This window comes from Kordiimonas aquimaris, from assembly GCF_025574485.1.
GTDB lineage: Bacteria > Pseudomonadota > Alphaproteobacteria > Sphingomonadales > Kordiimonadaceae > Kordiimonas > Kordiimonas aquimaris.
Window position 1 is genome coordinate 728,969 of sequence record NZ_JAOBPO010000002.1, and the last position, 25,030, is coordinate 753,998.

Consider the following 25,030-nt stretch of genomic DNA (forward strand, 5'->3'; position numbering starts at 1 on the left):
AATAGTTCTAAGGGTTCACTCGAGCGTTGCCAATCATAGAACGATTTTTTGATGAATAATTTGTGGAACTGTCATAAACCATGATGTGTCAGGGCAAATTATAATATGCCATGCCAAATGCAGGTGGAAAATGACCAGAATTTTTGTTGATGCAGATGCTTGTCCCGTAAAGAACGAAGTGCTCAAGGTTGCAGAGCGTTTTGACCTTGAAGTGTATCTTGTTTCTAACCAATGGATGCGGATGGCAGTGGGCCCCAAAGTACATAAACAAGTTGTGCCAGAGGGAGCGGACGCTGCAGATGATTGGATTGCAGAACATATAGAAATTGGCGATGTCGCCATCACCAGCGATATACCACTTGCATCGCGTTGCCTGGAAAAAGGGGCGGACGCGATGGGGCCAAGTGGCAAGGCCTTCACCAAGGACAATATTGGTATGGCACTGGCAATGCGCGAGCTGAAATCGCATTTGCGTGAAACAGGTGAAGACAGAGGATTTAATGCATCCTTTACTCAGCGTGACCGGTCCGACTTTTTAAATGCTATTGATAAAACGCTTGTGCGTTTAATTCGAACATCGCGTTAGATAATTTATCTTTCTGTTTTATCTTTCTTTACATTTTAATGGATTTGATTAAATTTAATTGAAAGAAAATGTCCGGGGGATAGGCGTGTCTGAACGAGCATCACCAACTATTGCCATTATTGGTTCTGGCCTTGCAGGTATGTGTATGGGTATCCAGCTAAAGAAAGCTGGCATTGATAGTTTTATTATATTTGAAAAAGCAGATGAAGTTGGTGGTACATGGCGCGAAAATACATACCCTGGTGTAGCGTGTGATGTACCATCGCATTTATACTCATACTCTTTTGAGCCTAACTCGAATTGGAGCCATGTATTTTCACCGGGCGCAGAAATTCAGGAATACGCACTCCATTGTGCTAAAAAGTACGATTTGTATCCTCACCTGAAATTTGGCCATGCGCTTGTGAGTGCAATATATGAAGATGGATGGAAACTTACCTTTGAAAATGGTCATACCGAAACATTTGATTTCTTGATCAATGGCATTGGTGGTCTTCATGTTCCAAGTTTCCCTGATATTCCGGGCCTCGAAGCATTTAACGGTGCTAAATTTCATTCAGCCCAATGGGATCATGATCATGATTTGACCGGCAAAAATGTTGCTGTAGTTGGGACGGCAGCAAGTGCTCTTCAATTAATACCCGAGATCGTGGATAAAGTGAAGTCGTTGACAGTTTTTCAACGCACACCAAACTGGATACGTCCACGGATGGATGAAAGCTATCGCTCATCAACCAAAAAGCGATTTCAACGCTTTGACTTCATGCGCGCCCTGCATCGTCTACGCATATATCTTATGTTAGAGTCAAACTGGCCAGCATTTAAGAATAACCGTGTATTTCAGGCACTTGCTCGTCGTGTCATGATGAAGCATCTGGAAGAGCAGGTTCCAGATGAGGACTTGCGTGCAAAACTAACGCCGGATTACCCTGTTGGATGCAAGCGAATACTTATTTCGGATGATTATTTTCCGGCTATCCAGCGCAGCAATGTAACTTTCGTCACTGATGGTATTGATAAAATTGAAAAGGATCATTTGATTGATGCCAATGGGGCCAAGCATGCTGTGGATACGTTGATTTTAGCGACCGGGTTCAAGCCGTTTAGCTTACTTGAAAATTTGGAAATAACGGGTCCTGATGGCACCCGTATGACGGATTATTTCACGAGTGGCGGTATTCGTGCCCATAACACTGTATGGGTTCCAGGGTTTCCGAACTTTGCAATGCTGGTCGGCCCGAACAGTGGCCTTGGGCATAACTCTATAATTCTCATGATTGAAGCACAGGTGAATTACATTATCGGCTGTATTAAGGCGACCCTGCAAAAAGAAGCGCGTACTATTGATGCGCGTAAGGATATTGCGCAACGATTTGATGACAAAGTGCAGCATGAACTGGAAGATACCGTATGGCATACTAACTGCAAAAGCTGGTATGTAGGAGATGATGGTCGTAATTATACACTCTGGTCAGGTACGACTTTGCGATATCGGCGTTTGTTATCTCGCGTTGATTTAGACGATTTTGTTTTTGAAAAATAAATGCCTAGCAGCACTAGACATTTAAATATTTTTATTCTTCAAGGTCGCTTGTAAGCGTATTATAACGATCGCGCATGTTACTTCGCATACCGTTGCAGAAACTTTCCGTACCAAAATCGGTTATGAGCGAGTCAAACAAACCACGCCGACGGCCAATATTATGCATAAATACAATTGTTGAAATATCGGCAAGCAAATTCATTCTGTCCCGTATGGGTTGTTGTTGGCTTATTTCGCTTAACTTGGCAACGATGGGCGAACGACCAGCAACGACGGCGATTTTATATGTGCTGGCTGTTGCGATGTGTTGTAGGCCATTTGCGTTAATAACGTCGTCACCGCATACAACATCAAAAGCAAGAACCTGGCTGGCTTCTTCTATCAGATGAATTTCAGGCGAGGCTGCATTTTTGTCCATGTGAACTAGTAGTTCGGCCGCAAGCGCGCGCGCTAAATCAGCACGGCGCAGCATGTATGACATTGATTTTTCATAGCGCTGACGAAGCTGATCTTCTGATAGTTCAGCTTGAGGCTGGTTTTCCTGTGTTTTTTCGTCTTGTTGTGCACTGACTTGCATGGCTGGATGGAAAGTCGCCAATAAAAAACATAGGGCAAATATTTTTCTCATCTTAAACTCCTAACACGTTATCAAGCCAAGTAATCAATATGTTTTCTGATTGCGATGCTAGAAAAGCGCAATAGCAATCATACCCATTCCAATGACACTAACGAACCATATCACCGGACGTATCTTGGGCCAGCCTGCAAGATACACAACTGCGTGAGCGAGGCGCGCATAAAAGAAGATTTGGGCACCAAGAACAGTATTTTCTGTGGATATGTCGGTTGCATTTGCAATTAAAATAAGCGGTGCAAAAAGCACCATATTTTCAAGCATGTTGGTACTAAGGCGTGATGCACGTTTGTTGAAAACACTCGGCTCCGGCACATTATCTCGTGCACCAGCCTGAGTGTCGGCACCGTTTTTCATTAAAGCATCTCCGGCCGGTATCATAATCAGCACGAATGTTAAGATTACGCTCCACAAAAGATATGTCATTTCAAGTGTCACTTTAGGTCTCCTCTTATCCCATGTTCAGCATATCTATACAAAAAAACGTGTCCAGTAATGAATTGCCGGACACGCCACGAGGGTAAGGAGTTAAGGTACTATGATGGGTGAGGTTATTCACTGTCATCTAGTAAGAGGTTGCGCTCGTATTTTCCCGAGATTGACTTCGCCGCTTTTTGCCATGCATCACGCAGTGCTTTTTCATTGGGAAGCTCGTCGCGAATTTGCTCTAATACAAGTCGCTTTGCGCGGTCACTACCCATTGCTTCAGCCTGTTCGATCACATTTTTCCACGCTTTCGTTGTCAGCATTTCGGCTTCTTCGACGATAGACTCAAGAGCTAAGCGTTTTTCGTAATCGCTTTCAATTGACTTCAGGGAATTCACCAAGTCTTCCATAACTTTGCCGGTCATTCCTTCGATTTCAGAAACGTCTTCCAGCAGTAGCCTTAACTCATAATCGCTTTCAATTGATTCTGTCACTTCCAGAAGCTTGGCCACATTTTCCTCGGAAAACTCATTGTGCGTTGCTTCTGAGAGTAGCAAGCGTAGCTCATAATCGCTTTGAATTGTTTTGGCGAGATCCAGCAATTTGTTCATGCTTTTGTCGTCAATGCTGAAACGCTCCAGCATTGGACTGAGGGTCAACCTCATTTCATAATCGCTATCAAGGTTTTTTGCGATATCAAGTGCTTCATTCAAATTGCGCGGCGTTAGTGTTCCTGTATTCATCATCTCAAGTAATGTAAGCCGCACCTCATAGTCGCTTTCCATTGTACGGATGTTGCTCAGCAATTTCCTGAACTGTGGTTCGCTGAATTCAGCTTGGCGCAATAAATGGGCGGTGAAAATGCGCTTCACATAATCAGACTTTACATCTGATAAGCGCTCAAGTGCAGCATCGGTGCCGCCTTCGCGAAGGTATCGAGCTACGCGTTTTTCCATATCGATTGCAGTATTTTGAATAAGGTGTTGAACTGTTATAGCAAGCCATTCTTCACCTTCTGCGTCAAACTCGGTTTTCTTGCCATCTTCCCAATAAGTCGTATCCAGTGTGCCTTCATCATTGAAGAAGCGAATACGCCGACGATCGTTGCCAAAATTGGTCCGAATTTGTAATGCACCATCCTCTTCGATTGAAGCAATGCTGCGTTCATCTTCACTTATGGTGAAACGACCATCCCAGGATACTTTTACTGAATTGTTGTCATCTGACCAATGCATGTTTCCAGTTTCTATACCGCTATTATCATTCTCGATATAAATATGGGAAGGTTCCTCGTGAGAAAGAGAAGGTTCGTTTACTTTGGAAACCGGTATAATGATTGTTCCACTGCCATCAGCAGGTGTGTATAATCTGAATTCTTTATCGGCATTCGCGACGATGTTGTCCGGTGCATCAGTTGTTAGTGCAGTAGCAAACTCGATGCCAGGTGTAGCTAAAACTACAGCTGCGATAGCAAGGCTAACGCCAGTGCGTTTAAGTGTGCTTGCACCTTCAAATTTACTGGTGTCAGCGTTTACCAAACGTTCAACGCGTTGACGTAAAATAGATTTATCTCCTGCCATGGCTAATCCCCATTGTATCTGTCGTTTTTGTGTTATTTTTTGTGCACAGGTATACAGGGCTTCCGCGACTGTATTTGCGCTTGAGAGTTGTTTGGCTGCCCATTCATCTGCTGCCAATTCGGCACAGTCTTCCAATCTTCTGCGGGCAACGGCGAACAAAGGTTGGAAAAAGCAAATTCTGCATAGCGTTTGTAAGAATATAATTTGTGCGGGATCCCGGCGCAGCATATGGGCCAACTCATGTGCAATTAAGCTATTTAGAGCTTTGCTATCCATATCTTCGAAAGCCCATGCAGGTAGACATATCTCGCGGCGTGGCAAGCAAACTGGACTGTTAATGTCATCTGAGCGGCTAAGGTATGGCACATGTCGAATGTCGGCCTCTACACATATTGCCCGAAGTGCTTTGTTTGCATCATGCTCGGCGTCAACGCGTGTGCGTGTACCCAGGCTGGCGATTGCGCGTCTGTATGATAAAGCCAGCGCAGATAACGCGATTGCTGCCAATAAAAGCCAAGTAATGGCTAATAGCATTGTAAACGAAAAGCTTGCTTCATTATCTGATGTTTCAGCGCCGCCCATGAGTGTAGGGCTAGGTTCATATGAATTTACGTCTGTAATAGGGGTGCCACTCGCACGTACAGGTGCTTCAGGTGCTGGAGGAAGTACCGTAGTTTCGCTGTCGGACCCGTTATTATAATTTGGTGGGCTATTCTGTAACAACCCAGCATTAGTATTGGGCGCCTGCACGGCGAGCGGACTTTGTGAGCGTGCAACTTGCGCTGCATTTTCGCTCAAAGGAACAGTAATATTCGATGGTGTGATCGAAATCGGTAAAACAGAAATGAAGCTAGCGGCAATGGCAAGTTTCCAAGCCATTTCAGCAATATCTGGTGTGTTTATTATGCCGGCTTTTTCCATAAGCCAAACGCCGCCCAGTAAACATGTGCTGGCAATCATGAATTTGATGAAAAGGCCAACGAAGGGAAGGTCTATGATGATCTGCTCAATCATTGCTCTCTCCCGTAACTGTTTTGTTGTTTAGTATTTGTTGGATGGCATTTAGTTCAGCATCGTCAATTTCATTTTCCTTAACAAGATGCGCCAGAAGCTGACGATCATCACCCTTAAACAAGGTGCCGACGAGCGAAGAAATCATTGATTTTTGTGCTTCGTTTTCGCTAATGCGCGGTGTGAAGATGCGTTCTCTGCCTTCCGTACGTGATGTGAGTACGCCCTTCTTTTCAAGTCTGGTAAGAATAGTAGCAATTGTGGTGTGTGCCAGCGTGACGTCTTCAAGCCCGCTTTGGACCGTTTTAGCGGAGCCTTCACCTATATTCCACAATACTGACATGAGTTGGTATTGCTGGTCGCTGAGCTTGGTATTTTTTGTCATTGCACTTCTCTATTACTACATTTGTAGAAGTTAATTACTACATGTGTAGAAAGAGTCAAGTTTTTATTGAATCTTCATATTCGGTTTTTAATGTATATCAGATTGAAGCATTGCTAAATGCGCCTGAATTGGCTGTGTTATAGCCGCCGTTAGATATGTTGAATTAGTAGCTGATTAACTGATTCCATAAGCAAAGCGGCGTACTGATATTATTCAAACTGATGTAATCAGTGTTTCAATTTATGGTAATTTTCATTCATGAATGCACTGAAGGCAGAAAGCCTTTGATCAATGTGTTTATTTTGGAAGCTCGTTAAACAGCGACCTCTATCTTACTTTTGTGAGGCGTATTTTAAATAATGTCACTATGAATAAATGCAGTTTCCTAAAGACGTTCCACAGTAAAGCACCCAATAGAGTAACTTGCTCCGAACGAGCAGATAATTCCGTGATCGCCGGATTGAAGATCATGTTTGTGATTATTGAAAGCAATCATGCAGCCAGCACCGCCGGTGTTCGCATATTCATCGAGTATTATAGGTGCTTCGCCATTTTTTGGCTCACGACCCAACAATTTTTTGATCGCAAACATGTTCATATTAATGTTGGCCTGATGTAGCCACATGCGTTGGAAATCCGAAAGAGCCATCCCAATGTCATCGAGATGTGACTGAACATGGTCGATAACTTTCGGGAGTAACTCTTTGAAAACGGCGCGACCACTTTGTGTGAAGCGTTGGTTAGGGTCATTAATTCTGTCGCGTTCTATCAACACGCGTGACCCGAATCCGGCGCGAATATTGGTTGAGTACTCGGTGAATAGCTTGCGCGTGTTGACGCGAAACACGCAGTCGGAACTTGTTTCACCTTCTCGTTCAATTACAGTAGCAACAGCAGCATCTCCAAAAATAAAATGGCCGTCTCTGTCTTCAAATGCAAGGAGTGGTGAGAGGTATTCAGCAGTAACAACTAAAGCCTTGTTGGCCATACCTGATTGTACAGCATCGCATGCCGTGGACATGCCAAATGTTGCACTTGAACAACCCATTGCCATATCAAAAGCAAAGCCTTTTGCACCGAGAATTTGTTGGAGCTCGGTTGCCATTGAGGGAATAAAACGTTCCCAGACAGAAGCTGATATGATCACCATATCAATATCGCTTCCTGATAGCTTTGCTTCGCTGAGAGCTTCCTCTGCAGCAGCTAAGGCCATTTTTACTTGAACAGGTGTGTCGAAAAAATCACCTTCAGCAAGGTCGGACAAATTTGGGTACAGGCGATCAGGGTCTGCAACACCTTTTGCTTCCATCAAGTAGCGGTTTTTAATCCCTGAAGCTTTTTCAATGAAAGCACTGGATGACATTTCCTTGGCGGTCAATGTGCCGGCACTAATTTCGGCGGCATGTTCTGCATTCCATGCTTCAGCGTGCGTATTATATGCTTCAACTAATTCATCATTCGACAAACTATTTGGCGGCGTATAAACGCCGGTACCACTGATAACGACGTTTTGCACTTGAATTCCCTTACTGTTTTTCGACCAGAAGGCTGCCGATAGAATAGCCCGCGCCAAAAGAGCAAATTAAACCTTGTTGGCCGACTTTTAGATCATCACGGTGATGATGAAACGCGACAACAGAACCGGCACCTGCGGTATTGCCGTATTTTTCTAGAACAGTGGGCGCTTCTTCGAATTCAGGTTCTCGACCTAAAAGTTTTTTCGCTGCAAACATATTCATGTTGATGTTTGCCTGATGAAGCCACATACGCGATAGATCTGACACGCTCATGTTTAGGTCTTCAAGTTGCTCACTTATAAAGCTTGTCACTAAAGGCAACAATTCTTTGAAAACTTTACGGCCTTCTTGCACAAAAAACATGTCGTCACGGAAAAGGCTATCATCATCAATCCGTGTCATTGGTCCGTAATTAGAGCGAATATTATTTGAATACTGCGTGCTCTGTTTTGTATTTTTGATCAACCACTTTTCTTTGCCTTTGGCAAGATCGGCGCGTTCCAGAACAACTGCTGTGGCTATATCGCCAAAAATGAAGTGGCTATCACGGTCACGGAAGTTCACCATTGTGCTGAAAATTTCAGGGTTAACCATCAGTACGCGGTCAGCATTGCCGCTTTTGATTGCATTCACGCCAGCTATCAGACCGTAGGTAGCACTTGAACACCCCATGACCATATCAAAGGCGGAACCACTTGTGCCCAGATGATGCTGTACTTCAATACCCATTGCCGGAAACGCGCGCTGCATAATGGCGGATGTGCATACAAGCTGATCAATCTCTGAAGCTTCGATGCCGGCACTTTTCAAGGCTTGATGAGCTGCATTTATGCCCATTTGCGCTTGAAATGAAGGTGTATCGTTATCGCCGTGTGCATTTTCAGGCATGGATGACATCATACGGTTTAAGTCCATAACACCTGAAGCATCCACCAGATGACGTTCTTTGATGCCAGATGCTTTTTCTATGAATGCAGCACTTGAGTGTTGTTTTGCAGGCATAAGGCCTGCTTCAATATCTGCCTTGTGCTCAGCATTGAATTGATCAACATGTTCATTGAACGCCAGAACCAGTTCTTCGTTCGTGATCTTACTCTCAGGAACATGCAGGCCAGTCCCTGTAATAACCACATCGACCATAAGTAGTTTCCTCTTGGGTACGCTTAAATATATTGCATCTTTATGACACTTGAGAACAGATATAAAGCTTTTAACGGTATCCGCCAAGTGTACTTTATCTTCTCACATAAAAACAAAAATTTGCCTAATTTTGAGTGGGATAGCACTTGGTGCTGTGCTAGGTGTTGCGCATGTCTATTTGGGGTAAAATAATTGGCGGAACAGCGGGCCTGGCGCTAGGCGGGCCTATAGGAGCACTCATAGGGGTGACAGTCGGCGCTGCTGTAGATGCATCTATTGAACAGGTATCACCTGAAACCGACGAAACACGACAGGTCACCTTTACTATAGGTGTGATTGCCTTGGCAGCGAAAATGGCGAAAGCCGATGGCAAAGTAACTCGTGAAGAGGTTGAGGCTTTTAAGCAGGTATTCAAAGTGCCGCCGCATGAGATGGCAAATGTTGGACGTGTTTTTGATATGGCACGAAAGCATACTGCCGGGTTTGATGCATATGCGCAGCAAATAGCTGACTTGATGCGTGGCAAACGCACAGTCCTTGCCGATTTGATTGAGGCTTTATTCTTTATTGCGAAATCAGATGGTGAGTTGCATCCAAATGAGCTGAATTATATTCGCGTTGTGGCAAAAATATTTGGCTACAGCCCTGCTGAAATTGAAACTCTGGTTTCACGCCATGCAGGCCATCAAGCCGACTCTCCATATAGTGTACTTGGTGTTGAGCCTGGCATTAGTACTGATGATTTGAAGAAGAGATACCGGCAGCTTGTGCGTGAAAGCCATCCTGATCGTTTGATTGCCGAAGGTGTGCCGAGCGACTTGATCGCAGTTGCGACACGCCGGTCTGCAGAAATTAACGCGGCTTATGATACAATTCTTAAGTCTAGAGGGATAAAAGGCTAATGCAGTTCCGTGATGTGTTGTTGGCGGTGCTAATTTCGGCGGTTTGGGGATTTAACTTCCTGGCAAGTAAATGGGCGGTTGCTGATTTGCCACCACTAACAGCTAATTTGTTTCGCTTCCTGATAGTTCTTGCTGTGCTAGTACCATTTTTGAAGGTTGTTCAAGGTAAGATGCGCCAAATGCTGGCTGTTGCGTTTTTGTTAGGCGTTTTACATTTTGGATTATTGTTTTCCGCCATGAGTCTTGCTGATGGCGTAAGCTCCATCAGTGTTGCTTCACAGCTAAATGTACCGTTTGCAACCTTGTTGGCCGTGCTTGTTTTGAAAGAAACTGTTGGCTGGTACCGCATTTTGGGTATTTCACTCAGCTTTGTTGGGGTGCTCATTCTAGGGTTTGACCCTGAAGTGTTCGCATACTGGGACGCTATACTTTTAATTGTTTTAGGTGCTTTTGTATTTGCCTTGGCCTCGGTAATGATGCGGCAATTAAAGGAAGTGCCTGCCGTTACCGTTCAGGCTTGGGTTGCATTTGCTGCTGTATCAGGCTCGATATTATTGTCTGGTTTCTTTGAAAGTGGACAGATAGAGGCAGTTAAAAACACGGGTATGCGCGCATGGCTGGCTGTTGTTTATACTGCCGTTGGTTCATCGCTTATTGGTCATGGCGGAGCAAACTATCTATTTCGGAAGTATGAAATATCCACAGTAACGCCTTATTTTCTTGTTATGCCATTGTTCTCAATTATCAGCGGAGTTGTCTTCCTAGGTGAAGTCATTCATTGGGAATTGATTGTTGGTGGTCTTTTCACGATTTCGGGGGTGTTGATTGTGACAATTCGTAACAATATTCGACTGAAGCCTTCGAAGGCACCGCGTTCTTATGTTCCCTGAGCTTGTATATACACCTTCGTCTAACTGGAATGAACGTCCGCCGATAGTAGATGGTCAGCCTTTAATTGATACGGTGATATTGCATTATACTGGTATGCAATCAGCAGAAGAGGCGCTTGAACGTTTATGCGATGAAGCCGTTGAGGTTTCCGCGCATTACCTTATTGAAGAAAATGGAATAGCACATCAGCTAGTGCATCCAGACAAGCGGGCATGGCATGCTGGTGTTTCCAAATGGCAAGGACGAGATAATCTCAATCATACTTCCATAGGTGTTGAGTTGGTAAACCCCGGCTATGAATTTGGTTATCGAGCGTTTCCGGTAAGGCAAATTGATAGCCTTTTGGCGTTGCTGAAACATCTTAAGCAAACATATTGTATTCCGGAGAGCCGCTTTATTGGCCATAGCGATATCGCGCCAATACGCAAGCAAGACCCTGGTGAATTATTCCCATGGAAACACCTCGCATTAAATGGTTATGGCATATGGCCTAGTGTCGATGCTGGTAGCGCTGAACCCATCGAAGATAGTGACTTAGGTGTAGAGGGAACGGCTTCACTTCTCGAAGATTTGAAAATTATTGGGTATGACATAGAAAATTGTAATAGTATAACGAACGCATCGAATGTGTTGAAGGCATTTCAGCGCCATTGGCGTCCGGAAAAAGTAACTGGGGTTTTGGATTCTGGTACGCTGACGGCGATATTGGCAGTTGCTAATCTGACACGGCAACATCAAAGCGTGCTATAAAGCAAGCGCGTGAGTTCTGTTAAGGAAGTATAATGAAAATAATAACGACAGTAGTTTTAGCCCTTGCTGTTTCCAGTGCAAGTCTTGCACAAAATGGAACAGTTGCACAAAGCCATCGGCCTAATGATTATACGTTAGCCTGCCTTGAGGCTCTAACAAGAGATTGCGCTTTCTCGGCAGCTTTGCAAACGGTTATTGCTGAGGAATTTGGTGTCGAACGTGCCAAAGTCTTGATAGCTGTCGCGCGGGCACTTTCTGAAACAGGTCAGCAAGGCCAGGCGATTGAGACATTGATGCTTGCTTTGGACGAGGCGAGGTCCGTTAATCTGAATTTAGTCACTCAGGAAAAAATAACTGAAATTGCTCCTTTGCTTGCGCGTGCAGGTGACAGTGCCAGCGCCTTGGCATTGACCGAAGAGCTTGAAATCAAAAGTGTCAAAGAGCGCACGTTGATCGCAATTGCCAGGGAAAACATGTTAGCGGGCAGAGTTGCTGACGCCAATGTTGCACTATCGCAAATGGAAAATGGCTCGCGTGCGTCATGGCAACGCCTCCGTATGTTACCATTTGCGCCAGCAAGTGCGATTGCCGCTTTGAATCTAATTGAGCTCGATCAACAGATTCGTGAATACACATTACCGTCGCAGTTGTATCGCGGTCTGATTTTGATGGCGGTTGTTGCAGATAAACGAGGCGACACCGAAACACGCCAAGCCTACATAAATGAAGCTGACGAATTCTTCGCGTCCCTTGTCAGCATTAATGATCGGGCTCTTTCTACGGCTCATCGGTTACGTATCATGCATGACGGTGGTTTAAATGAAGCGATGCTGACTGAAAGTTATAATTTGGCTTTGTTGCACTTGGGGCGTGTTCGTGGTGCTGAAACTCTTGAAAGTGTTGCGCTCTTGATAGGTGAAGTTGAAGCGAGCTTGGGGAATTTGGAGAGCGCTTTGGCGCGTCAGGAAGTATTCACTGACCTTGCCAATAAGGCGCGGTATTTGAGTTCGATTGTTATGTCTTCTGAACGTGCATTGATTGCGGAGCAGACTAGTGCAGTGATGGCAGAGGTGTCTGAACTGGAAGGTGTTTATGAACGTGACTTAATTCGACTTCAATTGCTTGAAGGTGCTTTGGGAAACAAGGATATAGTTCTGGCTGCAAATATTATTCGCAGTATTGAAGATGATGATAACCAAGCGCGTGGTTTGGTTCTTGCTGCATCTTTACTTGAATAATCGTATCCTAACAGTGCGAGGGTTGATACAATTAGCCTGACAGAACATTGAGGTAATGTTAATGAGTCAGTCTATGCTGAAAACTGAACAAGCCGAAGCCGCAGCAAAGCCTGCGCGTGGCAGGCCGCGCGATGTTGAAAAAAACAATGCGATCCTTGCAGCCGCAATTGACTTGTTTCTCGAGCAGGGTTTTGACGGCACCAGCATGGATAAGGTTGCCCAGCGCGCAGGTGTTTCTAAACAAACGGTCTATAGTCATTTCTCAAGTAAAAAGCAGCTGTTTGGCGAGGCTGTTCATTCTGAAATCGCTGTTCATTATCCTGAACGTGCCTTGGAAACTGTTGAAACGCACACGTTGGAGGCAGACCTTACTGCAGTTTGTAATAGACTGGCAGCATTGCTGATGAGCGAACGTGCATTTGCTATGTTTCGTCTACTTGTTTCTGCTGCTGCTCGCGGTCCAATGCTTGCTGATATATTCTGGCAATCAGGGCCCGCTGATGTACAAGAGCAGCTCGCTAAATTTTTGCAGACCTGGGTTGATCGGGGCCAGCTAGAGATTGACGACACAGTAAAGGCAGGCCAGCAATTAGTAGCCCTCATTAAAGAGCCATCACATTTCAAAGTCTCTATTGGCGTTGAAAAGCCGCCAACAGATGAGGAAATAGAATCTCAAGTAACAATTGCGGTGGCAAGTTTTCTAAAAATTTATGGCGTATAACAAGCCTGACTTGTTTTGCGTGTTATCTGGTAGAGCCGTCGTCGCTCTCCATTTGCTGGCCTTTTAGGTTTTCTGTCGAATAATTTGCACGCGCTGTATCGCCTTCCAGTGTTGACGGTAGTCCTTCGATTTGCACCTCAGTCTCAGGGCCCAGAACCGTATCGAAAACAATGGCATCACCTTTGCTGCCACATGCGGACAAAACCAGTGCACTACCAATGATGACAGAAAACTTAAAACTCTTACTCATGAACGTCCTCAATTGTCGAAAATGACCAGTAATAGGAACATAGCCTAACTACCAGAAACTGTATTTCTATTTTCGCTGCGACTGTGCCTTATTTTTTGGTGTATATCAATATCCTTGACGCATAAGTACAAGCACGCCTATGACATCATTGGCAGATGGCTGGATGATCGCCGCCGCGCTTGACGCGGGGGAGGAAAGTCCGGGCTTCACGAAAACACGGTACCGGTTAATGGCCGGCGAGGGCGACCTTAGGGAAAGTGCCACAGAAAGCAAACCGCCTTACCCATTTTGGGGCAAGGTAAGGATGAAAGGGTGCGGTAAGAGCGCACCGCGTCTTTGGTAACAAGGATGGCAAGGTAAACCCTACCGGAAGCAAGACCAATAGGGATGGTTGCTTTAAGTAGCAGGCGAGTTTTCGCGCCGCCGTCCGGGTCGGTTGCTTGAGTGTGCTGGCAACAGTACACCTAGAGGAATGATCATCACCAGCTTTGTTGGTACAGAACCCGGCTTACACGCCATCTGCCACTTATTTTCCGCATACAACAACATTTGTGTGATCAGGCTTTCGATTTTCCAATCACCTCTATATGGTAATTCTCGATTTGGGGCGTTGGTTTTTAACCTGCGCATATAGAAAAGAGGGTTTGGTTGATATGTCAGCTCGTATTACGAAGATGTTTGGGCTTTTAATCGCGCTAGTTATGGCACCTGCAACTGCGGTGATGTCTGCAACGTTTGCAGAATCAGTTGAAGGTCTTGAAAAGCGTGAAGGTTTGGTAACTGCATATGTAGATCATGGTAAAGCGCGTGTATTGCTGGAGCTTGAACAGCAGACTGATGGCACGTTTGGGCGTTATATTTATACGCCATACTTAACCGCGGGTTTGGGGTCTAATCCGGTTGGTCTGGATCGTAGTAGTCCGGCTGGTAACTTTATCATGTCGTTCCGGCGTGCCGGCGACATGGTAATAGCCGTTGTTGAAAACCAAAGCTTTCGTGCAACAGCAACTAATCCAACAGAGAAGCGTGCTGTTGAAACCAGCTTTGCCCAGTCTGTTATCTGGTCAACGTCAATTGTGGCTGAGAATGAAGATGGCTCACTACTGATCGATTTCAGTAGTTTTCTGAAACGCGATGCGCGTGGAGTTGTTGCGCAGTTGCGCAACAGGGGGCAAGGCTCTTTTAAGCTGGAAAATAGCCGTAGTTACGTTGATACAAACGCAGCTCATGCCTTTCCACGTAACTTGGAATTTGATGCACATGTAACATTTTCCAGTACAGCGCCGGGTGGCGAAGTGCGAGCAACAACGCCGGTACCGCAAGCCGTTAGTTTGATTATGCATACAACGCTGCTTGCGTTGCCTGATGATGGCTACACGCCGCGTGAGTACGATGAACGTGCAGGCTTGATCAATACATCTTATACAGATATGTCAGCGCCTCTGGACGGTAGTACAGTTGTGAATGTGGCGCGTCGTTTCCGTCTGGAAAAAGACGCATCAGGCAATGTGGTAAACCCTATTATCTTTTATATTGATAACGGTGCACCGGAACCTATCCGTTCCGCGTTGCTCGAGGGAGCTCGCTGGTGGGAAGATGCCTTTACTGCGGCAGGATTCCCTGGCGGATATAAAGCTGAAATACTTCCTGAAGGTATTCACCCGCTAGATGCACGCTACAATATGGTGAACTGGGTACACCGCGCCACGCGTGGATGGTCATATGGTACCAGTATCACTGACCCGCGCACTGGTGAAGTATTGCGCGGCGTGGTTATTCTTGGATCACTTCGTGTGCGCCAAGATATCAAGATATTTGAAGCTTTAGCTGGGGCGAAGAAAACAGGGACTGGAGCAGCTGATGATGCAGTTGAATTGGCTCTTGCCCGTATCCGTCAATTATCTGCGCACGAAATTGGACATACACTTGGTTTTGCTCACAATATGGCTGCTAGCTCATATGGCCGTGAAAGCGTGATGGATTATCCAGCACCTGATGTGCGGATGACGACAAATGGTGATGGCCTCGATTTTTCAAATGTATATGGCATCGGTATTGGTGCGTGGGACAAATGGGCTACTACGTACCTGTATGGTGATTATGCTGAAGATGATGCCGCGGCTAAAGCGGCCATGTTCCGCGAAGCAGATTCAAAAGGTTTGATTTATGTTGCTGACCGCGACAGCCGTTCTATTGGGTCTGGTCATATTCGTGGTTCCTTATGGGATAATGGCTCGGACGCTGTTGATGAGTTAGCTGCTGTGATGCAGGTGCGTGCTTATGCGCTTGGCCGTTTTGGTAAGGATAACTTGCGTGACGGCGAAAGCTATGAAGCGTTGCAAACAAAATTTGTTCCGCTTTACTTGTATCACCGTTATCAGCTAGAGGCGGCAGCCAAGTTTGTTGGTGGTTATGATTTTGCTTACCGTTCGGAAGGCGATGGCCGAAAGGCACCAGTGCCAGTGAGTTGGAGTGAACAAGTGCGTGCCTTGGGCGGCATTACCGCGACTATTGAGCCAAGTGCTTTGTCTATCGCTCAAGAGACGTTACTTGAACTCACGCCGCGCGGCGCAGGATCAGGTGACCCGCAGTTCAGGCGTGAATCGTTTTCGGGCAGTGCCTCAACTGCGTTTAGCATGGAAGCGGCGGCTTCTGCCGCAATCGATGTTACACTGGATGCTTTAATGCACCCTGCGAGAATGCAACGTCTGACCGAGCAGAAAACCTATGTTGAGGACCATGAAGGTATTCAAGGGGTTGTAAGCAGGGTATGGGCGGCTTTGTCTAACCAAAGCCGAGGTGATAGTGCGGCTGATACTGCTCTGCGCGGTATCGTTCTCGAGCGGATCACTGAAAGGCTTATCGTTACACTTCATAATCCTGGCACAGGACTGTTGGTGCGCACGGAAGTACGGCAATCATTAGAGTATATTAAACAGTCAGCGGCCCGTATGCGGGGCGGCCTCGCACCTTATGGTGATTTGATTGCTCGTCGTATTGAGGATGCGTTTGCTCAGGCTAGAACACCAGCCGTTAAAGCACCAAATCCTCCACCTGTTCCGCCTGGAAGTCCGATTGGTGCTATGGGGGAAAGTTGTTGGCATTGTAATAATTAATGTTGAATGCCGTTTAGCATTCCTTTGTCTATAAAAATTAAGCAGCTGGTCTCATATGAGGCCAACTGCTTTTTGGTTTTGGTTCAGTCGAGGGGAGGTGACTTAGCCGTCAAAACCAATTGGTGTTAGTTTGCTTGCAGCAACGTTTTTGATTTTCTTCCAGTGACCGTTTGCCGCTTTGATGCGACCATTTGGGTTTTCAAGCCACATGTTGTGGATGTCGAGCGAGTTGTTGAGGTATAGTTTACCGTCTACAATTTTGAATGCTTCAGGATCAACTTCCAATTTAAGCCCTACAGAAGTACCGAACGCGCAGAAGCCGCCATACTGTGGTGCATACTTGGATGGTGATTTTGCGAACTTGTCTCTGTTGTTTGCTGTTGAAAAACGGTATTCAACATCTTTGTATGTATGAGAAAATTGGCTTTTGCCAGGTGTTGGTTCACCTTGGTTGAAGTAAGCAACGGCATCGTAACCCTTCAGTGCCAGGTTATGATCACTTACATTGCTTGTGCGAACTTTGTCTTCAGCTGAAGCAGGCTCCACGACAGATACTAAACTGAATAGGGCGACGGTAAACACAGCTAGTGTGCGATAGATAGATTTTAACATGTGCATTTCCTTTCTTGCATGTTGGTACAGCTTAAATAGGCTGCTTAATCAAATGTATCTATGCGTACTAATCTGTAAAAAATGCTCATTCGTCTTATTCGCTCCATTTGTCAGGACTAACGCTATATATAAAGTGTCTAGCTTATAAACTAAGGAAAGCGTGGTAATGATGTCTGTTGATTTAGAAAAGCTCTCTCGTGAAATCAGAGCATGTGAAATATGCAAAGACGCTTTGGTGGACGGTGTTCGTCCTGTATTTCAGGTGAGCGAAACATCAAAAATATTGATAGTCGGCCAAGCACCCGGGCGTAAAGTTCATGAAACAGGTGTTCCGTTCGACGATCCAAGCGGTGACCGGCTGAGAGATTGGTTGGGTGTTTCTAAAGATGTTTTTTATGATGCGCGCCAAATGGCAATTGTGCCGATGGGGTTCTGTTTTCCTGGTACCGGTAAGTCTGGTGATTTACCACCACGGAAAGAATGCGCCCCTGCATGGCGAGATGAGTTGCTGCAGTGCTTGCGCAATGTGTCATTAACGATTGTCATCGGGCAGTATGCAATGGATTGGCACCTTCCTTTAGACAGACCGCGCACGGTTACAGACACTGTTAAGGCATGGCAAAACTATTGGCCTGACACGGTTGTTCTGCCGCATCCTAGTCCTCGCAACAATATTTGGTTGAAAAAGAACGCATGGTTCGAAGTCGATATTTTGCCTGCACTGCGTGCAAGGGTTGCTTCATTATTGTGATCAAGCGGCTCTGGCATTTAACAAGCTGTGATCTTTGCGATATTTACCTGGACCGATACCAATGGTTTTCTTGAAAACTTTGCTAAATGCGGCAAGAGATTGATACCCGACTTCCTCCGCAATCAAATCGGTTGGCATATCGTTTTGGATTAGAAAATTGCAAGCCTTTTGCATACGCCACATTGTGACATAATGCATGGGTGTTGTTTGCATAAGGTATCGAAAGCGGTCAGCGAAAACGGAACGAGATAACCCTGCTTCTGCCGCAAGAAGTTCAATTGTCCAGGTGTCGGCTGGTTTTTGGTGGAATGCTTTTAATGATCGCCCAATATGTCTGTCTGCAACTGCTTTAAGGAATCCTTTTTCATGCCCTGTAAATTTGTTCCATACGCGAACGGCATGAATGAAGAGAATTTCAGATAGATGCTTGATAATAACTTCATTACCCATATTGCTTGACTGAGACTCGTATGACATGAAGCGCATTGCTTGTTCAAACCACGAGAAATCAAGCGCTTGTTTGCCGCTAATTAGTATGTAGTCCGGTAGCTCAGAAATAAGGGGGTGATGAAAGTTTTGATCGAACTGAAAATGACCACATACCAGTTTGTTCATCCCGTCGTCGTTACCGCCGTATATAAGATGACCTTCGCCAGTAAATCCGCTGGTCTCCAAAACGGCGTCCAATGTCGCCGGAGGAGTGTCTAACTTGTCCAGCAAAACATGTGCTTTACCATGCGGTATTATGATCATGTCGCCAGGAGACAGCAAAACAGGTTTTTCGACACCTTCGACCTTTACCCAGCATTCCCCGCCTATAGCGAGATGAAAGCGTGCAACATTTTGATAAGCAGGCACCTGAACGCCCCACGGCGGCGAAAATTCGGTGACAAAATACAGAGAGCCTCTAAATTGTAGAAGGTCCAATATATCACTCAAAACATCCATTTTAGTCTCCGTTACAAACTCGCTGATATCTATGTATGCCTGTTAATTTAGCTTTAGCAAGAAATCAGGACGAATAGTCAAAAAATCAAGATTAATGCACATTGTTAATCTTATTGGCATGGTTAATTTCTCTTTTCCTTCAATGAGACAGGAAAAAGAAAAATGATCGACCATTTAAGCGTTGGGGTAGATAACTTGGCTCGCGCCAAGAAATTCTACGACAAGAGCCTTAATGCGCTAGGCCTGAGTTGCCTCGCAGAGATGGATGGCTTGATTGCATACGGTGCCGAGCACATTCAGTTTTTAGCAATGATGCCATTTAATGGTGAAACCTTCACTAGCGCTAATGGTATGCACATTGCTTTTCATGCCAGTTCTTCGCAGGCGGTTGACGCATTCTATAATGCCGCATTGAGCGAAGGCGCGACATGTGAAGGTGCCCCAGGTACACGTGCTTATCCACATAAAGAAGTTTACGCCGCATATGTGCGTGACCCATTTGGCCATAAGCTTGAAGCATTAACAAATGGCTTTTCTACATAAATTTAACATACTTAATCTCGGAAAGAATAAACGATGGAAACGACACTTTTATATCTAGCTCTCAGTGGTATATTAACAGTATTGCTTTGGGTCCCATACATTTTCTCTCGCCTTCTAACGTGGGGTTTGCCAACTTTTCTTAACAATTACCCTGAAAAGTTCCCGCAAGAACAACCTGAACAACCTTTGTGGGCGGCACGTGCACAGCGCGCGCACCTCAACATGGTCGAAACAATGCCAGCATTTGTTGCGGTTGTTGTTGCAGCATTGATGCTTGCTGGCGGTTCAACGGATACGCTGCAGGTAGTGGCTATGTGGGCTGAAGTTTTCTTCTTTGCTCGTTTGGCTCACGCTGTTGTTTATATTTTGGGCGTTCCATTCCTTAGAACACCAGTTTACCTCGTGTCTTGGTTGTCTGTATTGATGATTGGGTTCTCTGCGATTGCATAGAGACTATTATATTAAGCGCGGCTTCCTGGAGCCGCGTTTTCTTTTTGCAAAATAATCATGGAAGGTACTGATAAATAATCGTTTGTGACTAACTTGTTACCACACTTTCATTGCCAATGTGCCGTATGGTGATTAGTGTGACAGCCGTAAACAAAACTGATTGTTGTATGACTGAAGCACTGAAAATTGCTGTTCTTGATGATCACCGGATGTTTCTGGAAGGTATATCCCTTGTTGTAAAAGGCATGGCGTCTCGTTTTGAAGTGGAAGGCTTTGATACACCAAGTAGCCTTCTAGCCAGAATACAAGATAAGCAGAAATTTAATTTGATCGTGTGTGATTTGGTGATGAACCAAATGAACGGCCTTGCGTTTGTTGCTGCGGCACGCGTTCATGATAAACAAACGCCTATTCTTATTTTGTCAGGTATTAATACAGACCCGCCAATCAATGAGATCAAGCGCCTTGGTGCCAATGGCTTTATCCATAAATCGGCAGAAAACAAAGACTTATTGAATGCAATCAATGTATTGATTTCGGGCGCGCAGTACTTTGAAGGTGTTTCTGTTGAATCTGAAAAATCAGCGCCTCATGGTGACGCCCAAGAAAAAGCCTACGATATGCCCGCTGCAATCCCTATATTGGGAAAGCGACAAATCGAAGTTTTGCGAATGATAGCAAACGGCGCCTCAAACAAAGAGATATCTTCCAGCCTAACCATCAGCGAAAACACTGTTAAGACCCATCTCAGGCAAATATTTGAAGAACTTGCCGTCAATAAACGCACGGCATGTGTGCGTAAAGCACAAGCATTAGGTATTATCTAGGTTTTGACGTGCATGGCTGTTGCGTCTTGCAGTCGTTTGTATATCTCTTCAGGAGCAACAGGCTTTATTAGGAACGTGACGTCAGTCATTGGTTCTTTGTTGTTTAAGCCACTCGGGTCACCGCTCATTAAAATTGCAGGAATATCATCGTTAACCTCTTCGCGTAGTTGCGTAATAAGGTCGATACCTGATGCTCCGTTTTCTAACCATTTGTCGGCTATTAACAGTGAAGGTGTCTCGGCAATATTGTTTAAAAGCTCCACTGCTTCATCAGAGGTGGAGGCCGTAATAAGTTGACATCCCCACGATGTTAGCAAATTGGACATGGATTCTCTGATAATGCGGTCGTCATCAACCAGCACCACCATTGGTGATGAATTCAATTGTGTTTGGTAGCTTTCGGCGGTGTTGGTTTTTTCATCCACTGCAATTTGATCGACGATGTCAGGCAGGCATATCTTGAATACTGTACCTTTACCAACGATTGATTGCACATCCATTTTAATAGCTAATAATTCAGCCAATTTGCGTACAATGGATAAGCCCAAACCAACGCCGTTTTCGTTGGTATCGTTTTTCCCAAGCTGTACGTATTCTTCAAATATGTTCTCCAGTTGGTCGGTTGGTATGCCATGGCCATTATCGCTTACGACAATTTCTGGCATGCCTTTGTTGTTTGTAAGTTTAAAACTCACATTGCCGCCGCGCGGTGTATACTTAATGGCATTGGAAATTACATTGCGTACAATGCGGTTCAACAACACAGCATCCGTTTGTGTCACGCTGTCTTCAAATGTACAGGTTAATGTAATGTCTTTTTCATCGGCTATACCGGAAAATTCATCTGCTATGGCCTGCATTTCCCCGGCTAAGCTAATGCTGCCAATGTTTGGTTTGATAGCGCCGCTGTTAAGGCGGTTAATGTCAACCAATCCTCTAAGGAATTGCCCTTGCCGTTGCCATGTTTGTTCAATTTTATCCAACAATTCTATCGTTGAAGGTTCGTTTAACTTTTCTCGAAGTGACTGAATAAAATATCCTTGCGCATGTAGTGGTTGCGACAGGTCATGGCTTGTTGCCGCCAGAAACCTTGTTTTTTCTTCGTTTACACGCTGAATAACCAGATTTTCTGCCTTCAACCGCTCAGCTTGCGCGTGAGCATTACGGCGTTCTATGGAATCGAAAAGGTCTTTTTCTGCACGAGCGCTTGTTATGATACCAAAGGCAAAATACACAAGTATTGCCAGCCCCATTAGTATCATTGGCCAAGGCGCAGTTAAAAGAATAAACAAAGCAAAAGGTGCGAGTGCAAAAGTAGCCAGCCCCATATACCCCGGTCGGTATGCTGAACTGGGTAACATGCCACCAATGGTGATGCCGCACACCAGAAACACAGAAACAAGCAAATCCATCGGTTCCATGCCACTGCTGATATATATGGCAAAGCCACCCCATATTATCCCGGTGATGCTACTAACCATAATATGGCCGGCTAAATAGCCATTAACATTGGCACGTGTAATGCCGCTTTTCGCGACTATTTTGGCGTAAAAATAAGTAACAGCTACCATTGCTGTTGATAGAAAAAACCATAACAATATGCCTGTCTGCTCACCAGTAGCGAGCAATATAATGGAATAATTGCAGATCAAAAACTGAACAAAGACGCATGATGCAACAACACGCTGCTTCAGCATCGTTGCCTGTTCCACGCGGATATCCGTTAAGTCATATGTTTCAGGTGGCGTCACGTGCTGACCAGCTCCTGAGTTTGCGGTGCGCGCCTCAGTACAACAAGCGCAATGAAACGAAATATGATGGGCATTAAAGCGTAAAAGAAAGTCAGGGTAAAAAGCTGTGTTTCCGAGTTTGAACCTGTTTCATTAAAATCAACAAGATCAAGCACAGGGAAAGCAAGGCCCATCGGCACAATGAACGCCAGCTTGGAAACTGCGTTTTTGACTGCCAGATAAAGACCGGCAAGTCGGTTCTTACCGTCTTTCTCTTCAGCATATACAATATCAGCCAGCATGGACGTTGGCATAATGGCATCTGCACCGAATGCGGCGCCAATCACCACCGACAATACGGCCATACCAACAACGTCACCGTGCCCCAAAAATGGGGTAATCGAGAGAATAATACAGCAAGTTATGATGGCCGCGCGCCACGCTGCAATTTTGCTGAACCGCTTTGATATCATCACCCAAACAGGCAGGAACAAAGCAGATGATAGTAGGGTAAGCCCAACAAATGCCCCGACAAGTTCCGGCGCCCCTATAACATGAGTGATAAACAACACAGCAAGTCCCGCTGACAAGGCATTAGCTGATTGAATAATCAGGAATGTGAGCACAAGATTTCTATATGCCGGGCTGGCGAGTATCATTTTCAGTGAGGCTGGCATGGTGATGCGCGGCGCAGTAACGGGCCTGTATCCGCCGGGTACAAAAATCAAAAATGATGCCAAGCCTACAAAACATAACACAATCATGATCTGCGCGATCAGGCCAAGGGCGGCCGGTGTCGGCAATGCAAAAACAAGCGGAATAACGGCGACTGTCAATGCGCCAATCACCTGAAACACCGCTTTGGAACTCGCCAGTAATGACCGTTCGTGAACGTGCGGTGAAATCTCTAGCCCAATAGAAGAATAAGGCACATCAAGCGCCGTATAAAACAGGAAATACATACCGCTTGCTATCAACAGGTAGATCAAGCCTGCGCCTTCAGGCGGCGCCAGCAATAACCAGATTGACACACTGAATGCCGGCGCTCCCAGCACAATCCACGGCCTGCGTGGCCCCCAGCGTGTGCGGGTTTCATCGCTCAGGTAACCAATCAACGGGTCCGTCACCACATCAAACAAACGCCCAGCTACAAACACACCGCCAACAAGGCCGAGGCCAAGTCCCATATCCACAGCATAAAAAGTTGGAATAAACACGACAAACGCAAAACTTGCCATGGCAAGCGGGGTTGTTAACACACCGAAACAAATCAATTGCCACAGTGTAAATGACGCTTCCATGTCTGTTACATCATTGTTTTTATTTATGTTTTCTGCCGCCAAAGTCAGAATCACTTTCGTAAAATTTAGTTCACTGTCGGCTTTCAAAAAAGTGCCGTCAATCACCCTTTTGGGCGATTGTTTCCTTCTTAACCCATTGTTAACCATGAAAACAGCGATGGGTGGTCGTGTTTTGTTTTTTGAGGGGAGTGGGGCTTTGCGCCGCACAGGAGGAACCATTATCATGGCTGGCGTATTTCCAATTGAACGTACATTTAATTTCATATCAGGGATGCCGCGCTCTGGCTCCACGTTGCTGAGTGCAATACTGCGCCAGAACCCCAAATTTCACGCTGGCATGACAAGTCCGGTGGGTGGTTTGTTCAGTAATCTCATTGCATCTGTCAGCGCTGGCTCCGAGATGGCACCGATGGTCAACACCGAACAGCGCAAGCGTTTAGCCCAAGGCTTGTTCGATAGTTACTATGCTGACCTGCCGGTTGAGCAGTCTGTGGTGTTTGACACCAACCGGGCGTGGACAGCCAACCTCGCGGCGCTGACGGACCTATACCCAAATGCCAAGGTGCTGGCTTGTGTGCGCAATGTTGCGTGGGTGATGGACAGTATGGAACGCCAATTCCAAAGCAATGCGTTTGAAAACACCCGTTTGTTTGGTGACGCCAACCAGCGCAGCACTGTGTTCACTCGGTGCGAGGCACTTGCCAACCGCAACGGTCTTGTCGGTTATGGCTGGTCAGCCTTGCAAGAAGCGCTATACGGCACGAACGCCGACAAGCTGCTGCTGATTGATTATGACCTGCTGGTTGCCCGTCCCGCAGAGGTGATGGGGCTTGTCTACGGTTTCCTCGGGGAAGACGCATACGATCATGACTTCGATAATGTTGAGTACGATGCCCCCGCGTTTGACGAGAACCTCGGCGTATCGGGCCTGCACAAGGTGCACAAGAAGGTGCAGCCCATGCCGCGCCGCACCATCCTGCCGCCCGAACTGTTCCAGCAGTATTCACAGCTGAACTTCTGGCAAAACCTGAAGGGCTCCCGCGCCAAGATGATCGTTCAACAGCCAGAGGCCGAGAACAGCAATGCAGCAGACGCTGCTGGATCAAGCACAGATAAAACCAACGCCGCGTAACGCAACCCGTTTCACAGAATTCCACACATATAGCGCCCCTCTTTAA

General features: G+C 45.8%; 24 protein-coding genes and 1 other RNA gene. 14 read left to right on the plus strand and 11 right to left on the minus strand.

The genetic code is table 11. The annotated features are described in order from the left end of the window. Positions 1-130 precede the first annotated feature (130 nt). Together OEU88_RS09145 and OEU88_RS09150 are read left to right on the plus strand one after the other, a co-directional pair. Positions 131-586, plus strand: a complete 456-nt coding sequence (locus tag OEU88_RS09145; RefSeq protein ID WP_262694851.1) for a YaiI/YqxD family protein — start codon at positions 131-133, stop codon at positions 584-586. A gap of 85 nt (positions 587-671) precedes the next feature. Further along, positions 672-2,129 (plus strand): flavin-containing monooxygenase, encoded by a 1,458-nt coding sequence (locus tag OEU88_RS09150; protein ID WP_262694852.1) that lies wholly within the window; start codon positions 672-674, stop codon positions 2,127-2,129. 31 nt (positions 2,130-2,160) lie between these two features. Here the strand turns inward: OEU88_RS09150 and OEU88_RS09155 are convergent, their stop codons facing one another. The 6 genes from OEU88_RS09155 to OEU88_RS09180 form a co-directional block, all read right to left on the minus strand. Continuing rightward, positions 2,161-2,757, minus strand: a complete 597-nt coding sequence (locus OEU88_RS09155; protein ID WP_262694853.1) for a hypothetical protein — start codon at positions 2,755-2,757, stop codon at positions 2,161-2,163. 57 nt (positions 2,758-2,814) lie between these two features. Beyond that, positions 2,815-3,201: an MAPEG family protein gene (locus tag OEU88_RS09160; RefSeq protein WP_262694854.1), complete on the minus strand. Its 387-nt coding sequence runs from the start codon at positions 3,199-3,201 to the stop codon at positions 2,815-2,817. Between the two features lie 113 nt (positions 3,202-3,314). Next, the gene (locus tag OEU88_RS09165; protein ID WP_262694855.1) at positions 3,315-5,783 is read right to left on the minus strand and encodes a M56 family metallopeptidase; all 2,469 of its coding nucleotides are present in this window, start codon (positions 5,781-5,783) and stop codon (positions 3,315-3,317) included. Then, positions 5,776-6,165: a BlaI/MecI/CopY family transcriptional regulator gene (locus tag OEU88_RS09170; RefSeq protein ID WP_262694856.1), complete on the minus strand. Its 390-nt coding sequence runs from the start codon at positions 6,163-6,165 to the stop codon at positions 5,776-5,778. The genes OEU88_RS09165 and OEU88_RS09170 overlap by 8 nt, the downstream gene beginning before the upstream one ends. A 385-nt stretch (positions 6,166-6,550) precedes the next feature. Then, positions 6,551-7,681: a beta-ketoacyl-ACP synthase III gene (locus tag OEU88_RS09175; protein ID WP_262694857.1), complete on the minus strand. Its 1,131-nt coding sequence runs from the start codon at positions 7,679-7,681 to the stop codon at positions 6,551-6,553. 10 nt (positions 7,682-7,691) lie between these two features. After that, a complete protein-coding gene (locus OEU88_RS09180; protein WP_262694858.1) occupies positions 7,692-8,822 on the minus strand; it encodes a beta-ketoacyl-ACP synthase III in 1,131 nt (376 codons plus the stop codon). Positions 8,823-8,992: 170 nt separating this feature from the next. Here OEU88_RS09180 and OEU88_RS09185 point away from each other — a divergent pair, with 170 nt between their 5' ends. The 5 genes from OEU88_RS09185 to OEU88_RS09205 all read left to right on the plus strand — a co-directional run bounded on the left by OEU88_RS09185 (position 8,993) and on the right by OEU88_RS09205 (position 13,324). Further along, positions 8,993-9,724: a TerB family tellurite resistance protein gene (locus tag OEU88_RS09185; protein ID WP_262694859.1), complete on the plus strand. Its 732-nt coding sequence runs from the start codon at positions 8,993-8,995 to the stop codon at positions 9,722-9,724. Next, complete coding sequence (locus tag OEU88_RS09190) at positions 9,724-10,614, plus strand: DMT family transporter (RefSeq protein WP_262694860.1); 891 nt, start codon at positions 9,724-9,726, stop codon at positions 10,612-10,614. Before OEU88_RS09185 ends, OEU88_RS09190 begins: the two co-directional genes overlap by 1 nt. Next, positions 10,604-11,365: an N-acetylmuramoyl-L-alanine amidase gene (locus OEU88_RS09195; RefSeq protein WP_262694861.1), complete on the plus strand. Its 762-nt coding sequence runs from the start codon at positions 10,604-10,606 to the stop codon at positions 11,363-11,365. Before OEU88_RS09190 ends, OEU88_RS09195 begins: the two co-directional genes overlap by 11 nt. A 32-nt stretch (positions 11,366-11,397) precedes the next feature. Continuing rightward, on the plus strand, positions 11,398-12,603 hold the full coding sequence (locus OEU88_RS09200; RefSeq protein WP_262694862.1) for a hypothetical protein: 1,206 nt from the start codon (positions 11,398-11,400) through the stop codon (positions 12,601-12,603). 61 nt (positions 12,604-12,664) lie between these two features. After that, entirely contained in the window at positions 12,665-13,324 is a 660-nt protein-coding gene (locus tag OEU88_RS09205) for a TetR/AcrR family transcriptional regulator (RefSeq protein ID WP_262694863.1), read from the plus strand. 22 nt (positions 13,325-13,346) lie between these two features. Here OEU88_RS09205 and OEU88_RS09210 read toward each other — a convergent pair whose 3' ends face one another. Further along, positions 13,347-13,574 carry a lipoprotein gene (locus OEU88_RS09210; protein ID WP_262694864.1) on the minus strand — a complete coding sequence of 76 codons (228 nt, stop codon included), beginning with the start codon at positions 13,572-13,574 and terminating at the stop codon, positions 13,347-13,349. 151 nt (positions 13,575-13,725) lie between these two features. Between OEU88_RS09210 and rnpB the strand changes: the two genes are divergently transcribed. Together rnpB and OEU88_RS09220 are read left to right on the plus strand one after the other, a co-directional pair. Continuing rightward, positions 13,726-14,101, plus strand: an RNA gene (rnpB, locus tag OEU88_RS09215) — RNase P RNA component class A. A gap of 126 nt (positions 14,102-14,227) precedes the next feature. After that, positions 14,228-16,690, plus strand: coding sequence for a zinc-dependent metalloprotease (locus OEU88_RS09220; RefSeq protein WP_262694865.1), 2,463 nt, complete (start codon positions 14,228-14,230; stop codon positions 16,688-16,690). A gap of 102 nt (positions 16,691-16,792) precedes the next feature. On the opposite strand, the gene OEU88_RS09225 is transcribed toward OEU88_RS09220, so the two are convergent. Continuing rightward, on the minus strand, positions 16,793-17,302 hold the full coding sequence (locus OEU88_RS09225) for a YHS domain-containing (seleno)protein (RefSeq protein ID WP_262694866.1): 510 nt from the start codon (positions 17,300-17,302) through the stop codon (positions 16,793-16,795). Between the two features lie 169 nt (positions 17,303-17,471). Here OEU88_RS09225 and OEU88_RS09230 point away from each other — a divergent pair, with 169 nt between their 5' ends. After that, positions 17,472-18,053, plus strand: a complete 582-nt coding sequence (locus tag OEU88_RS09230) for a uracil-DNA glycosylase family protein (protein WP_394805249.1) — start codon at positions 17,472-17,474, stop codon at positions 18,051-18,053. On the opposite strand, the gene OEU88_RS09235 is transcribed toward OEU88_RS09230, so the two are convergent. Then, positions 18,054-19,001 (minus strand): AraC family transcriptional regulator, encoded by a 948-nt coding sequence (locus OEU88_RS09235; protein ID WP_262694868.1) that lies wholly within the window; start codon positions 18,999-19,001, stop codon positions 18,054-18,056. 162 nt (positions 19,002-19,163) lie between these two features. Between OEU88_RS09235 and OEU88_RS09240 the strand changes: the two genes are divergently transcribed. The 3 genes from OEU88_RS09240 (at position 19,164) to OEU88_RS09250 (ending at position 20,821) form a co-directional block, all read left to right on the plus strand. After that, positions 19,164-19,544 carry a VOC family protein gene (locus OEU88_RS09240; RefSeq protein WP_262694869.1) on the plus strand — a complete coding sequence of 127 codons (381 nt, stop codon included), beginning with the start codon at positions 19,164-19,166 and terminating at the stop codon, positions 19,542-19,544. A gap of 33 nt (positions 19,545-19,577) precedes the next feature. Further along, positions 19,578-19,994 carry an MAPEG family protein gene (locus tag OEU88_RS09245; RefSeq protein ID WP_262694870.1) on the plus strand — a complete coding sequence of 139 codons (417 nt, stop codon included), beginning with the start codon at positions 19,578-19,580 and terminating at the stop codon, positions 19,992-19,994. Between the two features lie 137 nt (positions 19,995-20,131). After that, positions 20,132-20,821 carry a response regulator transcription factor gene (locus OEU88_RS09250; protein ID WP_262694871.1) on the plus strand — a complete coding sequence of 230 codons (690 nt, stop codon included), beginning with the start codon at positions 20,132-20,134 and terminating at the stop codon, positions 20,819-20,821. Here the strand turns inward: OEU88_RS09250 and OEU88_RS09255 are convergent. Together OEU88_RS09255 and OEU88_RS09260 are read right to left on the minus strand one after the other, a co-directional pair. Then, positions 20,818-22,572 (minus strand): ATP-binding protein, encoded by a 1,755-nt coding sequence (locus OEU88_RS09255; RefSeq protein ID WP_262694872.1) that lies wholly within the window; start codon positions 22,570-22,572, stop codon positions 20,818-20,820. The two genes, OEU88_RS09250 and OEU88_RS09255, sit on opposite strands and share 4 nt — an antisense overlap. Continuing rightward, positions 22,569-23,852, minus strand: coding sequence for an MFS transporter (locus OEU88_RS09260; protein ID WP_262694873.1), 1,284 nt, complete (start codon positions 23,850-23,852; stop codon positions 22,569-22,571). The genes OEU88_RS09255 and OEU88_RS09260 overlap by 4 nt, the downstream gene beginning before the upstream one ends. Positions 23,853-24,075: 223 nt before the next feature. On the opposite strand from OEU88_RS09260, the gene OEU88_RS09265 reads away from it, so the two are divergent. Beyond that, positions 24,076-24,984 (plus strand): sulfotransferase family protein, encoded by a 909-nt coding sequence (locus tag OEU88_RS09265; RefSeq protein WP_394805250.1) that lies wholly within the window; start codon positions 24,076-24,078, stop codon positions 24,982-24,984. Positions 24,985-25,030 lie beyond the last annotated feature (46 nt).